The organism is Acidovorax sp. LjRoot129 (assembly GCF_964253765.1).
GTDB lineage: Bacteria > Pseudomonadota > Gammaproteobacteria > Burkholderiales > Burkholderiaceae_C > Acidovorax.
The window spans coordinates 2031559-2046880 of record NZ_CAXUSE020000001.1 but is presented as its reverse complement, the minus strand read 5'-3'; the positions used below and the strand labels follow the sequence as shown (position 1 = coordinate 2046880).

11 protein-coding genes are annotated in these 15322 nt (G+C 65.5%); 5 read left to right on the top strand and 6 right to left on the bottom strand.

Annotated features, from left to right (window positions below; translation table 11 throughout):
• Positions 1 to 41 precede the first annotated feature (41 nt).
• A complete protein-coding gene (locus tag ACSQ3Q_RS09370; protein ID WP_436134122.1) occupies positions 42 to 824 on the top strand; it encodes a 3-hydroxybutyrate dehydrogenase in 783 nt (260 codons plus the stop codon).
• A gap of 285 nt (positions 825 to 1109) precedes the next feature.
• Here the strand turns inward: ACSQ3Q_RS09370 and ACSQ3Q_RS09365 are convergent, their stop codons facing one another.
• Positions 1110 to 1829: an SIMPL domain-containing protein gene (locus tag ACSQ3Q_RS09365; protein ID WP_436134121.1), complete on the bottom strand. Its 720-nt coding sequence runs from the start codon at positions 1827 to 1829 to the stop codon at positions 1110 to 1112.
• Between the two features lie 216 nt (positions 1830 to 2045).
• On the opposite strand from ACSQ3Q_RS09365, the gene ompR reads away from it, so the two are divergent.
• Positions 2046 to 2777, top strand: coding sequence for an osmolarity response regulator transcription factor OmpR (gene ompR, locus ACSQ3Q_RS09360; protein WP_436134120.1), 732 nt, complete (start codon positions 2046 to 2048; stop codon positions 2775 to 2777).
• A 14-nt stretch (positions 2778 to 2791) separates the two neighbouring features.
• Positions 2792 to 4330, top strand: a complete 1539-nt coding sequence (locus ACSQ3Q_RS09355; RefSeq protein ID WP_436134119.1) for an ATP-binding protein — start codon at positions 2792 to 2794, stop codon at positions 4328 to 4330.
• A gap of 109 nt (positions 4331 to 4439) precedes the next feature.
• Here ACSQ3Q_RS09355 and gudD read toward each other — a convergent pair whose 3' ends face one another.
• Together gudD and ACSQ3Q_RS09345 are read right to left on the bottom strand one after the other, a co-directional pair.
• The gene (gudD, locus tag ACSQ3Q_RS09350; RefSeq protein WP_436134118.1) at positions 4440 to 5792 is read right to left on the bottom strand and encodes a glucarate dehydratase; all 1353 of its coding nucleotides are present in this window, start codon (positions 5790 to 5792) and stop codon (positions 4440 to 4442) included.
• A 158-nt stretch (positions 5793 to 5950) separates the two neighbouring features.
• The gene (locus ACSQ3Q_RS09345; RefSeq protein ID WP_436134117.1) at positions 5951 to 6931 is read right to left on the bottom strand and encodes a Bug family tripartite tricarboxylate transporter substrate binding protein; all 981 of its coding nucleotides are present in this window, start codon (positions 6929 to 6931) and stop codon (positions 5951 to 5953) included.
• A gap of 393 nt (positions 6932 to 7324) precedes the next feature.
• Between ACSQ3Q_RS09345 and ACSQ3Q_RS09340 the strand changes: the two genes are divergently transcribed.
• Entirely contained in the window at positions 7325 to 8362 is a 1038-nt protein-coding gene (locus tag ACSQ3Q_RS09340) for a LacI family DNA-binding transcriptional regulator (protein WP_436134116.1), read from the top strand.
• Positions 8363 to 8425: 63 nt separating this feature from the next.
• On the opposite strand, the gene ispF is transcribed toward ACSQ3Q_RS09340, so the two are convergent.
• Positions 8426 to 8905, bottom strand: a complete 480-nt coding sequence (ispF, locus tag ACSQ3Q_RS09335; RefSeq protein WP_436134115.1) for a 2-C-methyl-D-erythritol 2,4-cyclodiphosphate synthase — start codon at positions 8903 to 8905, stop codon at positions 8426 to 8428.
• A 180-nt stretch (positions 8906 to 9085) separates the two neighbouring features.
• Entirely contained in the window at positions 9086 to 9994 is a 909-nt protein-coding gene (locus ACSQ3Q_RS09330; RefSeq protein ID WP_436134114.1) for an IspD/TarI family cytidylyltransferase, read from the bottom strand.
• 179 nt (positions 9995 to 10173) lie between these two features.
• On the opposite strand from ACSQ3Q_RS09330, the gene mfd reads away from it, so the two are divergent.
• Positions 10174 to 13647 (top strand): transcription-repair coupling factor, encoded by a 3474-nt coding sequence (gene mfd / locus ACSQ3Q_RS09325; protein WP_436134113.1) that lies wholly within the window; start codon positions 10174 to 10176, stop codon positions 13645 to 13647.
• Positions 13648 to 13716: 69 nt separating this feature from the next.
• Here mfd and ACSQ3Q_RS09320 read toward each other — a convergent pair whose 3' ends face one another.
• Entirely contained in the window at positions 13717 to 15285 is a 1569-nt protein-coding gene (locus ACSQ3Q_RS09320) for a methyl-accepting chemotaxis protein (protein ID WP_436134112.1), read from the bottom strand.
• Positions 15286 to 15322: the final 37 nt, after the last annotated feature.

The window sequence follows — 15322 nt, the reverse complement described above, 5'->3', positions numbered from 1 at the left end:
CCTTCCCTCGCGTTCATCGTAATTCATTCGGAGAGACTCACATGCTGAAAGGCAAAACTGCCCTCGTCACCGGCTCCACCAGCGGCATCGGCCTTGGAATCGCGAAAGCCCTGGCCCGGCAAGGCGCCAACGTCGTGCTCAACGGCTTTGGCGATGTGGAAGGCCCCCGCGCCGAGGTGTTGGCAGTGGGCGAGGCCGCGGGCGCGCAGGTGGCCTACCACGGCGCAGACATGGGCCGCGCCGCCGACATCGAAGACATGATGAAGTACAGCGCTGCGCAGTTCGGGCGCGTGGACATCCTCGTGAACAACGCCGGCATCCAGCACGTCGCCAATGTTGAGGACTTCCCCGTGGAGCGCTGGGACTCGGTGATTGCCATCAACCTCACCAGCGCCTTTCACACCTCACGCCTGGCACTGCCGGCCATGAAGAGTGCCAACTGGGGCCGCATCATCAATGTGGCGTCGGTGCACGGCCTGGTCGGCTCGGCGCAGAAGGCCGCCTACGTGGCTGCCAAACACGGGATCGTGGGCCTGACCAAGGTCACCGCACTGGAAAACGCCACGACCGGTGTGACCTGCAACGCGATCTGCCCGGGCTGGGTGCTGACGCCCCTGGTGCAAAAACAGGTGGACGCCAAGGCGGCGGAACACGGCCTGTCGAACGAAGACGCCAAGAAACTGCTGCTAGGTGAAAAGGAACCGTCCATGCAGTTCACCACGCCCGAAGAGCTGGGCGAACTGGCGGTGTTTTTCTGCTCCCCGGCAGCCAACAATGTGCGCGGCGTGGCCTGGAACATGGACGGCGGCTGGGCCGCGCAGTAAGGGAAAACCGCGCAAGGCTGGGGCGGCAGCAAAGGCAAACGCCACGCTGCAACTTCGGCCCTCCGCTGCACGATCGGGGGGCGCGGCGGCGCCCCGCTGCCATCCCGGTTTCAGGAGCGCTTCAAGTTCTTCCGTAGAGCGACGGCAGGCTATTTGCTATGTTTTATATAGCAAACTATGCTTATAAATCAAGCGCTAGCGGCATATTTTGGCAAGAATTTGCTGTTCATCGCGCGCCGCAGGGCGTGCCAAGCCCCACCGCTATCGCCGCGCCGCTCCATTGCCTCAGCGCATCTGCACCGACCCGGACACGTTCACGATGACCTGCGCCTTGCCGGCTTCGACGGGCACGGACGAATCGGCTCCCATCAGCGTCGCTGATGACTTCATCTCCATCATGCGGGGCCGCGGGCCGGGCATGGATTCATTGCTGTTGACGGCGACCTCGCGCAGGGCGTAGTTGCTGAAGCCAAACCCCTTGGCCAAGTCGGCGGCGCGTGCTTTGAACTGCTCGATGGCCTGGGTCTGGGCCTCGCCCTCCACCTTGGCACGCGCCTCACGCGACAAACCGAAAGCCACCTGGCTGATGGCCATCGACTGGATCTTGCCCGCCGTGGTGGTTATGCGCGCAAAGTCGCGCCCTTCCAGCACCAGCTCGGCCCGGCCCTGCCAACCGTTTATCTTGCCGTCCTTGCCATAACGCGGGTACAGGCCGAAGGGCCCAGTGCGCACATCGAGCTGGCCCGGTTGGGCATTGCGCTTGGCCTCCGCCAGGGCTGCGTCAAGCGCCTGCTTGAGCTGCGTCTGAACGGTCGCGGCATCTGCCGCTTCCTTGCTGGTGGCGAGGCTCAGGACCAGCAAATCCTGCTGCACCTCGACCGTGCCCGTCGCCGACAGCTGGACCACATTGCGCGGCTCGGTCGTGGGCGCGCTGTTTTGCGCAAAAACGCCGCCAGCGCAAGCTATTAAAGCGCTTGCAGCTATCATTTTTGTAGTAATTTTCATGGTATCAAGGTCCTTTGAATCAGCGCCCTGCCGCCGTCCGGGCCGGGCGAGCACCACCATAACCGCACAGCAATGCACCGTGAATAAAGCGCCGCATCCCGCCATGCGAAGCTGGGCAAAACTTGTAACAGTTGGTCAGACCACCCCCCAAAAACCGAACTTCGGCGTTTCAACTGGTCAGAATCGGCTCTGTTACAAATTGGACTTGGGATCTACATGGCCACAACAACCAATCGCACCGACAAAGTTCTCGTAGTGGACGACGACGCCCGCATCCGAGACTTGTTGCGCCGTTATCTCACCCAAGAAGGCTTTGAAGTCATGGTCGCTGAAGACGGCAAGGCGCTCAACCGCCTGCTGCTGCGCGAGACGGTCGACATCATCGTGCTCGACTTGATGATGCCGGGCGAAGACGGACTCTCGATCTGCCGCCGCCTGCGGGCAGCCAACGACCGCACCCCCATCATCATGCTCACCGCCAAGGGCGAGGACGTGGACCGCATCGTGGGCCTGGAGGTCGGCGCCGACGACTACTTGGGCAAACCTTTCAACCCGCGCGAACTCCTGGCCCGCATCCACGCCGTGCTGCGCCGCCGCCCCGCGCAAGAAGCGCCCGGCGCGCCCTCCGGCGACAACGAGGTCGTCAATTTCGGCCCCTTCACGTTCGACCTGGGCACGCGCGCACTGCAGCGTAATGGCGAAGAACTGCCGCTGACCACTGGCGAATTCGCCATGCTCAAGGCGCTGGTGCGCCACCCGCGCCAGCCGCTGTCGCGTGAAAAGCTGGCCCTCTTGGCCCGTGGCCGCGAGTTCGAGCCGTTTGACCGCAGCCTGGACGTGCAGGTCTCGCGCCTGCGCAAGCTGGTGGAAGTGGATGCGGCAGCGCCTCGCTACATCCAGACGGTGTGGGGCGTCGGCTACGTGTTCGTGCCGGATGGCACGAGCTGACCCTTTCCCTTTGTATGCGCAGTTCTGACGGCAATTCGAAGTCGAAATCATCATCGTTTGGGTCGTCCGTAGCCCCATCGCCCGACGCCACCAGCCCTGCCCCGCTTGAATCATTGAGGCAGGCCCGTGAGCAGCGGGCGCGGGTGGGGCTCAATCTCTTTTGGCGCACCTTTTTCCTGCTGGCTTTGCTGCTGGTAGGCAGCATCCTTGCGTGGTTGCAGACCTTGCGTGCGCTGGAGTTCGAGCCCCGCACATTGCAAACCGCGCAGCAGATCGCGTCATTGGTGAACCTGAGCCGCGCGGCACTGGTGCACTCGGATGCCATCGCTCGGGTCTCGCTCATCAAGACCATGGCCGACCAGGAAGGTGTGCGCATCCTGCCGCGCGAACCGCGCGACAAGTTTGAGCTGCTGGAAGGCACGGCCCTGGGCAACCGACTCACAGACGAACTCACGCAACGCCTGGGGCCCGACACCATCGTCGCCCAGAGCGTGAACGGCGAGACCGGCATCTGGGTCGGCTTCAACATCAACGGCGACCCCAACTGGCTGCTGATGGACCGGTCACGGTTCAGCCCGGCCGGGGGCCGCACCTGGTTGATTTGGCTGATCACGGCAGGTGCTTTGTCGCTGGCGGGCGCTGCGGCCATCGCGCGGCTGATCAACCGGCCGCTCAAGCAGCTGTCGTACGCAGCCAACCGGGTGAAGGACGGCGACTTCGCCGCCAGCCATCTGGATGAAGAGGTGGTGACCAGCGAAATCCGCGAGGTCAACATCGGCTTTAACCGCATGGCACAAAAGCTGGCCAAGCTGGAGCAGGACCGCGCCGTGATGCTGGCCGGCATCTCGCACGACCTGCGCACGCCTTTGGCTCGCCTGCGGCTTGAAACCGAAATGAGCGTGACCGACGAGGTTGCGCGCGAGCACATGGTGGCTGACATCGTGCAGCTCGATGCCACCATCGACAAATTCCTGGACTACGCGCGGCCTGACCACGTCACGCTCACGCCGGTCAACCTGCATGCGGTGGTGTCTTCGTGTGTGTATGCAGTGCAAGACCACCGCGAACTGCAGATCACGATGTCGGTGCCTGAAGAGCTTAACGTGCTGGCCGACGAGGTGGAACTGGCGCGTGTGATCAGCAACCTGTTGGAAAACGCGCGGCGCTACGGCAAGGCGGAGGACACGGGCATCACCAATGTCGACATTGCTGCCAAGGGCCGCGAGAATTGGGTCCTCGTCAAGCTGCGCGACCATGGCGCAGGAGTGCCCCCCGAACAGCTGTCCAACCTGACCAAGCCATTTTTCCGTGGTGATTCGGCGCGCACGGCCGCTGCAGGCGCAGGCCTTGGTTTGTCCATCGTCGACAAGACTGTGCAGCGCATGGGCGGCATCTTTGCGCTGGCCAACTCCAGCACCGGTGGCTTGGTGGCGCACCTGCAGTTGCAGCGGGCCACGGGCTTACCCGAAGGGGCGGACCCCAAGCAGCGCTTGCAGCGCCCGTCCGTCAAGCGCCAGTTGCCCCGGCGCCGCGCCGAGGACCGAACCGCCTGATCCGGCTCTCCCCAAAAAACAAAAAGCCCCGAAGTTCGGGGCTTTTTGCTGTGCGCGATATTGGCAGCAGTGGGGCGACCGCCGCGTGGTGGCACACGGCCACCCACGCTCAGCGCACCATGCAAGGCGACTTGTTGTTGAACTTCCAGCCCGGGATCAGGTACTGCATCGCAATGGCATCGTCGCGCGCGCCCAGGCCGTGCTCCAGGTACAGGCGGTGGGCACGCTCGACCTCGTCCATGTCCAGCCCCACGCCTAGGCCAGGCTTCTTGGGCAGTTCGATAAAGCCGTTCTTGATCTGGAACGGCTCCTTCGTCAGGCGCTCACCGTCCTGCCAGATCCAGTGTGTGTCGATGGCGGTCACGCGCCCCGGCGCGGCGGCGCCCACATGGGTGAACATGGCCAGCGAGACGTCGAAGTGGTTGTTCGAATGCGAGCCCCAGGTCAGGCCGAAGGCCTGGCACATCTGCGCCACGCGCACCGACCCCGCCATGGTCCAGAAGTGCGGGTCGGCCAGCGGAATGTCCACCGACTGCAGGGCCAGGCTGTGGGCCATTTCGCGCCAGTCGGTGGCCACCATGTTGGTGGCGGTAGGCAGGCCCGTGGCGCGGCGGAACTCGGCCATCACCTCGCGGCCCGAGAACACGCCTTCGGCGCCGCAGGGGTCTTCGGCATAGGCCATCACGCCGTGCAGGTCGCGCGTGATGCGGATGGCGTCTTTCAGCAACCAGCCGCCGTTGGGGTCCAGCGTCACGCGCGCCTCCGGGAAGCGCTCGTGCAGCGCGCGGATGGCTTCGACCTCTTCCTCGCCGCGCAGCACGCCGCCCTTGAGCTTGAAGTCGGCAAAGCCGTAGCGCTCGTACGCGGCCTCGGCCAGGCGCACGATACCGTCCGCCGACATGGCCTTCTCGTTGCGCAGGCGGAACCAGTCGTTGTCGGCACCGGGCTCGGTGCGGTAGGCCAGGTCGGTCTTTGCGCGGTCACCCACGTAGAACAGGTAGCCCAGCATCTGCACCGCATCGCGCTGCACGCCGTCGCCCAGCAGCGCGGCCACGGGCACGTTCAAGTGCTGGCCCAACAGATCGAGGAAGGCCGACTCCACCGCCGTCACGGCATGGATGGTGATGCGCAGGTCGAAGGTCTGCAGGCCGCGCCCGCCCGCATCGCGGTCGGCGAACTGGGCGCGCATGGCGTTGAGCACGGCGTTGTGGTGGCCGATAGGCCGGCCCACGATCAGCGGCCGTGCGTCCTCGATGGTCTGGCGGATCTTCTCGCCGCCAGGTACCTCGCCCACCCCGGTGTTGCCCGCACTGTCGCGCAGGATGATCAGGTTGCGCGTGAAGAAGGGGCCGTGCGCGCCGCTCAGGTTCATGAGCATGCTGTCGTGGCCCGCGACGGGAACCACGCGCAGCTCGGTGACAACGGGGGTGCTGGTGGCAGAAGGGATGGAAGATGTGGTCATGGTGGTCTGGAATATGGAGGCGCGCGCGCCCCGGTCTTTTGTCTCAAAGCGGCTCACAAACCTCAGCGAAGCGGTTCTGGCTAGGCGCTACGTCGCAGGCAGTGCGAGTAGCACGACAAGACGTAGCAACAAGGCCAGAAGAGGTTTTTGAGTCGCTCTCAATCGGCAGTGATCTTGCGGGTTTCGATGACCGTCTTCCAGCGCGCAAATTCACGTGCCTGGTAGGCGGTGAAGGCCTCGGGCGTGCTGGCCACGATCTCCAGACCTTGGTCGAGCATGCGCTTCTTCACGGCCGGGTCGTTCATGGCGGCGATGGCGGCATCCGAGAGCTTCTTCTTCACGGCGGCGGGCAAGCCCTTGGGCGCGGCCATACCCTGCCACGAGTACACCTCGGCACCGGCCACGCCGGCCTCGGCCAGGGTGGGCACGTCGGGCAGGACGGGGCTGCGCTTGTCGCCCGTAACGGCGATGGCATGCAGTTTGCCAGCGCGGATGTGCGCGAGCACGGAATTCACGTTCTGGAACGAGAACTCCACCTGCCCGCCCAGCAGGTCGTTGATGGCCGGCGCGCCGCCTTTGTAGGGGATGTGCAGGCCCTCGGTGCCGCTCTGCTGCCAAAAGACTTCGGCCGAGAGGTGGTCCGACGAGCCGTTGCCCGAACTGGCGAAGCTCACCTTGCCAGAATTGGCCTTGAGCTGCGCGATCACTTCGTTCACGGTACGCGCCTTCTGGTTGGGCGCGGCTACCAGCACGTTGGGTGCTTGAACGGGAACGGTGATGTAGTCGAAATCCTTGAGCGCGTCATACGGCACGCTCTTGAGCAGGTGCGGCGCCACGACGAAGGCACCGAGCGAGGACACCAGCAGCGTGTAGCCGTCGGGCGCGGCGCGCTTGACCGCACCGGCACCCAGCGTGCCCGTGGCACCGGGGCGGTTATCCACCACGAAGCTCTGCCCCAGCTTCTCGCCCATGTGCAGGGCCATGGCCCGGGCCACCATGTCGGTAGAGCCGCCGGCCGGGAACGGCACCACGATGGTCACGGGCTTTTCGGGCCACGCGGCGGGGGCGGTTTGAGCGGACGAGCCAAAAGCCAGCGTGCAGGCGCTGGCGATGAGCAACAGTTTCTTCTTGATGAACATGGTGGGTGTCTCCAAAGGTGGATGGTCTCGAAGCTCTTTGCAGGCATCCGTCACGTCGTGCGTCGGGCAGTTGGATGCGTGCGGCGCGGGTCGCGTGGGCCTAGCTTCTTAATCGGTAAGCTGGGTCGAGGGACAATGTTAACGTTAACATTGTCGTACAACATAGGGCAAACCCTTGGTTTTTTGCATATTTCCTTTCCACCTCACGTTCACCCTCGGGTGGCTTGTATATGCAGAGGATCAGCGCTCGCTCTAGCTACGGTCGAGCCCGCTCTCAGAGGCCCTTAAGGCAATTGCTCCGCCCTGCCTCCGGCGGCCTTCACGATGCGCACGCGTAGAGCAACGTTAGCGCGCGTGTCCTGAGCGTTCGCTGCGGTCTTATAGACTTCGCTCATGCAACCCGCTCCGCCTTCGCCCCGCGCACCGCTTGCATTGCGCGACCGCCCTGCAGTCACCTTGCGTCAGGTGGCCGAACGTGCCGGGGTATCGATGATCACGGTCTCGCGCGCCATCAACACGCCGCACCAAGTGTCGGAACGCACGCGGGTGCGCGTCCAGGAGGCGGTCTCCAGCATGGGCTATGTGCCCAACCTCATCGCGGGCGGACTGCGCTCGGCGCGCAGCCACGTAGTCACGGCGCTGGTGCCGACCCTGACAGGACCCTTGTTCGGCGAGATGGTGCAGGCGCTGACCGATGCGCTGGAACTGCGCGGATTTCAGGTAATGCTGGGCCAAGTGGGTTACGCCCACTCGCGCGAGGACGAGCTTTTGCGCGCCATCGTGGGCCGGCGGCCCGACGGCATTGTGGTCACAGGCATCATGCATTCGCCCGAGGGGCGCCGCATGCTGATGGCATCGGGCATTCCGGTGGTGGAAACGTGGGACTTCACCGATACACCCATCGACATGCTGGTCGGCCTGCGGCATGAAGAACTGGGTGCGGGCGTGTGCGAGCACCTCTTTGCCAAGGGCCGACGGCGTCTTGCGCTGCTCAGCGGCGGCGACGAGCGTGCCGCGCGCCGCGCGCGGGGTTTCGAAGCAGCCGCCGTGCGCCTGGGCCTGCACAAGCCCGCGGTCCGGCTGGGCAAGTCGCCCACCACCCACGCCGATGGCCGCGAGGGCTTGGCTGCGCTGCTGGCCGATGCGCCGGATATCGACGCCGTGTTCTGCAGCTCCGACATGCTGGCGCTGGGCGTGCTCACCGAGGCGCGCGTGCGCGGCATTGATGTGCCTGGTCAACTGGCCGTGGTGGGTTTTGGTGACATCGACTTCGCGCAGACCGTGAGCCCCAGCCTGTCCACCGTGCGCATCGACGGTACGCGCATGGGCCAGACCGCAGCCCAACTGATCGCCGACCGGGCGGAGGGCAAGGCGGTGGAGGAGCCCGTGGTGGACATCGGCTTTTCGATCATCGAACGCGAAAGCGCTTGATGCAGCGCTTCTACCGAGCCGCTGCTACGTCGCGCGACAGCTCGTCGATTTGCGGTTGATGATTCAGGCCTTGTAGATCAGCGCAGCCGCCCGCGCTTCCATCGCCAACCCCTGCCCGACGGGACCCAGCCGCTCTGCGGTCTTTGCCTTGACGTTGACCTGGCCAGGCTCTATCTCCAGCGCCTGGGCGATGCATTCGCGCATGCCGGGAATGTGCGCAGCCAGGCGCGGTGCCTGGGCTACCACGGTGCTGTCCACATTGCCGATGGTGTAGCCCGCTGCGCGCACGCGGCGGGCGGCCTCCGCCAGCAGCACCGCGGAGTCCGCCCCGCGGAACTGCGCGTCGGTGTCCGGAAAATGCGTGCCGATGTCGCCCAGGCCCGCCGCGCCCAGAATGGCGTCGGTGATCGCGTGCAGCAGCACATCGGCATCCGAATGGCCCAGCAGACCCATGGTGTGCGGAATGGTCACGCCGCCAATCACCAATGCGCGGCCCGGCACCAGTGCGTGCACATCCCACCCCTCACCAATCCTGAAATTCATATTTGCCCTTTTTTGAGCGGCTCACAAAACTCTTCTGGCGTCGTTGCTTCGCCTTGCCGTACTGGCGTACTGTCTGCGGCGAAGCGCCTAGCCAGAACCGCTGCGCTGAGTTTTGTGGGCCACTCCTGTTCGTTGATCCGCGGACCGTACGAGCGAACGCACGCACGAGCGCTTCTACCTTCAAAAGATAGTTTTGCGCCCCGTCTCCGTCGCACCTTGCCCGCGGTCGCCGCCGAAGCGCGCAAGCGTGGTGCCGTGGCCGCGCTGTGCCAGCACCGCCTCGGCCAGCGCAAAGTCATCGGGGTAGGTCACCTTAAAATTCTGCGCGCCTCCCGGCACCAGGCGCGGGTGCAGGCCCATCGCTTCCATGGCGCTGGCCTCATCGGTCACGTTGGTGCCCACTTTGGCCAAAGCGTCCTGCAAGGGGCCGAGGCGGAACATCTGGGGCGTTTGCGCCAGCCACTTGTTGCTGCGGTCCACTGTGGAAGAGACACGCACCCCGCCCGGCCCGTCGGTCGAAGTCTTGAGCGTGTCCGCCAGTTGGTGGGCCAACAGGCCACCCACAGAATCTTGCGCGCACACGTCGATCAGCAGGTCGATCTGCTCGGTCGTGACCAGGCAACGCGCGGCATCGTGCACCAGCACCCAATCGTCGATCTGCGCGCCACGCTGTTGCAGTGCGTTCAGGCCGCCTTGCACCGTGGCAGCACGGGTGGGCCCGCCACACTCGACCAAAAAAAACGACGGATGGGCGTGGGCATCCAGAAACCGGTCGCCCGGCGCCACCGCCACGAGTGTGCCGGCGAGCCGCACTACACCAGCAAACGCCGCCAGCGTGTGCATGACCATGGGGTGGCCGGCTACAGGGTGGTACTGCTTGGGCAACGGCGGCGGTGTTGCCGTGTCACCTGCAGTGCCCGCCAGCGCACCAAAAGCCGAGAGCGTGGAACCCGCTGGCGCTACAGCAGGTACCGGCACTGCGCGCGAGCCCACGCCCGCACAGGGCAACAACGCCCAAAACCGACCTGGCATGGATGCGGAAGCATAGGGCGCAGCCAGCGAAGCTTGCAGGAGAGGGTCGATGGTCATGAACTGCGCATTTTAGGAGGGCGGGCTTTTGCCCTACCTGTTGCCCGGAGCCGCCTGCGCCAAAGGCCGCCCGCAAAACACTTCTCGATGGGTCACTAAAATGTTGTGTTGCCCCCCATCCGACCCGCGCGCGCCGCGCCCCGGGGATGTGGCGGGCCCAGACGACCCACACCGTCCGCATGGAACTGCCCAAACTCTCCCCCGGAAAACGCTTCACCCTGCCCCGCCCCGTGGGCAGCGCCGATTCGCTGCTGCTGGCCCGCCTGGGCGAGCGCGACAAAGCCGCAGGCCGCACCACCGCCATCGTCACAGCAGACGCTACCGATGCACAGCGGCTCATCGAAGAGATGGCGTTTTTCGCGCCCACGCTCCGCTGCGCCCTGTTCCCGGATTGGGAGACGCTGCCCTACGACACCTTCTCGCCGCACCAGGACCTGATCAGCGAACGGCTGGCCACTTTGTGGCGCATCAGCCAGGGCGAAGCGGACGTGGTCCTGGTGCCCGCCACCACCGCGCTGTACCGGCTGGCCCCGCCGTCTTTCCTCGCGGGCTATACCTTCCACTTCCAGGTCAAGCAAAAGCTCGACGAGACCAAGTTCAAGGCCCAGCTCACGCTGGCGGGCTACAGCCATGTATCCCAGGTGGTGAGCCCCGGCGAATACGCCGTGCGCGGCGGGCTGATCGACCTGTTCCCCATGGGCTCGCTGGTGCCCTTCCGCGTGGACCTGTTCGATGATGAGATCGACAGCATCCGCACGTTCGATCCCGACAGCCAGCGCAGCCTGTACCCCGTGCCCGAGGTGCGTCTGCTGCCCGGCCGCGAGTTCCCCATGGACGACGACGCACGCGCCAAGTTCAGGAGCCGCTGGCGTGAGATGCTGGAAGGCGACCCCACCAAGAGCCGGATCTACAAGGACATGGGCTCCGGCGTGGCCACGGCCGGCATCGAGTACTACCTTCCACTGTTCTTCGACGACACGGCCACCGTATTCGACTACCTGGGTGCCGGGGCCACCGTGGTGTTGCATGGCGACCTGGAACCCGCCTTCCAGCATTTCTGGAAGGACACAAAAGACCGCTTTCGATTGGTGCAAGGCGACCCGGAACGCCCCGTGTTGCCTCCAGAGTCGCTGTTCCTGTCCATTGACCAGTTCTACACCCGCGCCAACCACCACGCCCAGCTGTCCATCCGCCCCGGCGTGGAAGACATCGCCGACAACCCGAACTTTCAGAAGCTGGGTGACCTTTCGGTGGTGCGTGGGGCCGAAGACCCGCTGTCCCGACTGCACGCCCACATCCGCAATACGCAGCACCGGGTGCTGCTGCTGGCTGAAAGCGCTGGCCGGCGCGAGAGCCTGCTCGACTTTCTGCGCGCCAGCGGGGTGAACCCGCCGGCCTTCGACTCGCTGGCCGAGTTCCAGGGCACGGCTGACGAAAAGGTGGGCATCGCCACCGCCGGCCTCACCGTGGGCTTCAGCTGGATCGAGGACGGCATCGACTTCGTGACCGAGACCGAGCTGTTTGCTGCCGGCCCCACCACGCGCCGGCGCAAGAAGCAGGAGCAGGTGAGCGACGTCGAGGCGCTGATCAAGGACCTGGCCGAGCTCAACGTGGGCGACCCCGTGGTGCACAGCGCGCACGGCATCGGCCGCTACCGCGGCCTGGTCAACATGGACGTGGGCAACAAGAATCCCGACGGCACGCCCGCCATGCAGGAGTTTCTGCATCTGGAATACGCCGACAAGGCCGTGCTCTACGTGCCCGTGAGCCAGCTGCAGCTGATCAGCCGCTACACCGGCGTGAGCGCGGACGAGGCGCCGCTGCACAAGCTGGGCAGCGGCCAGTGGGAAAAGGCCAAGCGCAAGGCCGCCGAGCAGGTGCGCGACAGCGCGGCAGAGCTGCTCAACATCTACGCGCGCCGCGCCGCGCGCGAGGGCCATGCCTTCCGCTACAGCCCGCAGGACTACGAGACCTTTGCCAACGACTTCGGCTTCGAGGAGACGGCCGACCAGAACGCCGCCATCCACGCGGTGATCCAGGACATGATCAGCCCCCGCCCCATGGACCGCCTGGTCTGCGGCGACGTGGGCTTTGGCAAGACCGAGGTGGCCCTGCGCGCGGCTTTCGTGGCCGTCACGGGCGGCAAGCAGGTGGCTTTCCTCGCGCCCACCACGCTGCTCGCCGAACAGCACTATCAAACGCTTCAGGACCGCTTCAGCAAGTGGCCCGTGAAGGTGGCCGAGGTTTCACGCTTTCGCTCGGGCAAGGAGATCACCGCCGCCATCAAGGGCATTGGCGACGGCACCGTGGACATCGTGGTCGGCACGCACAAGCTGCTCAGCGAATCCACCAAGTTCCACAACCTGGGCCTGCTCATCATCGACGAGGAGCACCGCTTCGGCGTGCGCCACAAGGAGCAGATGAAGGCCCTGCGGGCCGAGGTGGACGTACTCACCCTCACGGCCACGCCCATTCCGCGCACGCTGGGCATGGCGCTCGAAGGGCTGCGCGACCTGTCGGTCATCGCCACCGCGCCACAGCGGCGCCTGGCGATCAAGACCTTTGTGCGCAACGAGGGCACGGGCGTGATCCGCGAGGCGGTGCTGCGCGAACTCAAACGCGGCGGGCAGGTCTACTTTCTGCACAACGAGGTGGAGACGATTGAGAACCGCCGCCAGAAGCTCGAAGAAATCCTGCCCGAGGCCCGCATCGCCGTGGCCCACGGCCAGATGCCTGAGCGCGAACTGGAGCGCGTGATGCGCGACTTCGTGGCCCAGCGCTACAACATCCTGCTGTGCTCGACCATCATCGAGACCGGCATCGACGTGCCCACGGCCAACACCATCATCATGAGCCGTGCCGACAAGTTCGGCCTGGCGCAGCTGCACCAGCTGCGCGGCCGCGTGGGCCGCAGCCACCACCAGGCGTATGCCTACCTCATGGTGCCCGACACCGAGGGCCTGACCAAGAACGCCGCCCAGCGCCTGGACGCCATCCAGCAGATGGAAGAGTTGGGCAGCGGCTTTTACCTGGCCATGCACGACCTGGAGATCCGCGGCGCGGGCGAAGTGCTGGGCGAGAACCAGAGCGGCAACATGCTGGAGGTGGGCTTTCAGCTGTACAACGAGATGCTCAACGAGGCCGTCAAGGCGCTCAAGGCCGGCAAGGAGCCGGATTTGCTGAGCCCGCTGAGCGTGACCACCGACATCAACCTGCACGCCCCTGCCCTGCTGCCCGACGACTACTGTGGCGATGTGCACCTGCGCCTGTCGTTCTACAAGAAGCTGGCCACGGCCAAGACGCCCGACCAGATCGACGGCCTGCTCGAAGAGATCGTGGACCGCTTCGGCAAGCTGCCGCCGCAGGCGCAAACGCTCATCGACGTGCACCGCCTGCGCGTGCTGAGCCAGCCCTACGGCGTGGTGAAGGTCGATGCCGCCCCCGGCGTGATCCACATCACCTTCAAACCCCAGCCGCCGATCGACCCGATGCGCATCATCGAGCTGATCCAGAAGAACAAGCACATCAAGCTGGCGGGCAACGAGAAGCTGCGCATCGAACGCGAACTGAAGGACCCCAAAGACCGTGCGCAGATGGTGCGCGACATCCTGCGCAGCCTGGGACAGCCGCTGGCCCAGGCCGCCTCGGCCTGAAACTGAATAGCGAAGACGGCCCAGCGAAGGCCGGACCTTTCTTGGCGGGCCGGGTTGCTTAGCGCGCAGTCAAACTGCCACGCCCACTTTGAAACGGCCTACCAACGTCGCGAGGCGCAAAGCCTGGTCGCGCAGGCCTTCGGCGGATGCGGCCGATTGCTCCACCAATGCGCTGTTCTGCTGCGCGGAGCGGTCGAGTTGGACCACGGCGTGGTTCACGCGCTGCATTTCCTGGCTCTGTTCGGACACAGAGGCTGCAATGTCCTGCACCACCTTCGACACCGCCTGCGTGGACGCTGTGACGCGGCCCATCGTGACGCCGGCCTCCTGAACACGCGCCCCACCCTGCGCCACATGCGCGCGGGACTGCTCGATGAGCGCCTTGATCTCGCGCGCAGCTTCTGTCACCTGCAGGGCCAGCATGCGCACTTCGTGAGCCACCACGGCAAAGCCACGGCCGTGCACGCCCACCCGCGCGGCCTCGACACTGGCGTTGAGCGCAAGGATGTGGGTGCGCCGCGCGATGCCATCGACCACCTCCACGATGTCCTGGATGCGGGCGGACGAGTCCTCAATACCGCGCATCGTGAGCGCGAAGGCATTCATTGCTTCATCGCCGCGCCGGGTGGCATCGACCGCATCGACGGCGAGCCGGCCCGCCTCACGCGCCGCGCTCGCGCTGGTGGCCAGCCCCGTGCTCAGTTGTGCCAGGCCGCTGGACGCGGTTTCCAGGTCGCCAGCGGTTTGCTCAGTACGGGCCGACAGGTCCTGATTGGCCGCCGCCATTTCACCCGAAGCCGAGGTGACAAAACCGGCAGCGGCATGGATATCTCCCACCAGACCTCGCAGGCTGTCCTGCATGTCGCGCAGCGAGCGCATGAGATCCCCCATCTCGTCGCGCCCGTCGTCATCGATGTGACCGGAAAGGTCCCCGCCCGCAATGAGCGCCGCCGCGCTGCGCGCGCGCACCAGCGGCTGCAGGAACGAGCGCATCGTCACCCCCATTAGCGGCAGCAGCACCAGCAGCGCGAGGGGGACGGCAGCGGCCAGGACCACGCTGCTGGCTTCGTTGCGCGCGACGATGTGCGCCCCCATCGCCTCCGTAGCCTGGTCCAGCCGCACAACCAGCGCCGACAGCCCGGACTCCGCATCCACCACCAGTTGTTTGGTGCCCGACAGGGCCCGCGTGCCCTGCGCTACCGACTGCAGCTTGCCGTCCACCGTGGTCTGCAGCACGGGTGCCACTTTGCCCTGGTACGCCCGCAGTTTCTCGAGGGCCTCGCGGACGGCGGTGGCATGGCTCGGGTCGGCCGTCGCAGTGTCCATGGCGCTCAGAGACTCTGTCGCTCGCTGCAGCAGCACTTTCCACTGCTCGGCAATGCGCTGCGCGTCGCCCGGCATGGAGTAGTTGATGACGACATCGGTGTCATCAAATCGTGCCAGCTGCGCCAGCGCATCCCGGGCCTTGCTCGCCCCGACGACCAGTGGCAGGTGTTGCTGGGAGAACGCGACGAACTCAGCCTGCGCCCTCTGGAGCGCAAAGAATCCGCCCGCCCCCAGCAACACCACCGTGGTGGCCGACAGTGCCATGGCCGCGTTCATGCGGGCGCGGATCGATACAGAGCGAATGGAGGGCATGCTTTTCCTTTGGCCTGACGCGGCTGCAGAAACTAAA

Excerpts from the sequence above, each read along its gene's own strand:
- ompR (WP_436134120.1), top strand. The coding sequence starts at position 2,046 with ATGGCCACAACAACCAATCGCACCGACAAAGTTCTCGTAGTGGACGAC.
- ACSQ3Q_RS09330 (WP_436134114.1), bottom strand. The coding sequence starts at position 9,994 with ATGACCATCGACCCTCTCCTGCAAGCTTCGCTGGCTGCGCCCTATGCT.
- ACSQ3Q_RS09365 (WP_436134121.1), bottom strand. The coding sequence starts at position 1,829 with ATGAAAATTACTACAAAAATGATAGCTGCAAGCGCTTTAATAGCTTGC.
- ACSQ3Q_RS09320 (WP_436134112.1), bottom strand. The coding sequence starts at position 15,285 with ATGCCCTCCATTCGCTCTGTATCGATCCGCGCCCGCATGAACGCGGCC.
- ACSQ3Q_RS09355 (WP_436134119.1), top strand. The coding sequence starts at position 2,792 with ATGCGCAGTTCTGACGGCAATTCGAAGTCGAAATCATCATCGTTTGGG.
- mfd (WP_436134113.1), top strand. The coding sequence starts at position 10,174 with ATGGAACTGCCCAAACTCTCCCCCGGAAAACGCTTCACCCTGCCCCGC.
- ispF (WP_436134115.1), bottom strand. The coding sequence starts at position 8,905 with ATGAATTTCAGGATTGGTGAGGGGTGGGATGTGCACGCACTGGTGCCG.
- gudD (WP_436134118.1), bottom strand. The coding sequence starts at position 5,792 with ATGACCACATCTTCCATCCCTTCTGCCACCAGCACCCCCGTTGTCACC.
- ACSQ3Q_RS09370 (WP_436134122.1), top strand. The coding sequence starts at position 42 with ATGCTGAAAGGCAAAACTGCCCTCGTCACCGGCTCCACCAGCGGCATC.
- ACSQ3Q_RS09345 (WP_436134117.1), bottom strand. The coding sequence starts at position 6,931 with ATGTTCATCAAGAAGAAACTGTTGCTCATCGCCAGCGCCTGCACGCTG.
- ACSQ3Q_RS09340 (WP_436134116.1), top strand. The coding sequence starts at position 7,325 with ATGCAACCCGCTCCGCCTTCGCCCCGCGCACCGCTTGCATTGCGCGAC.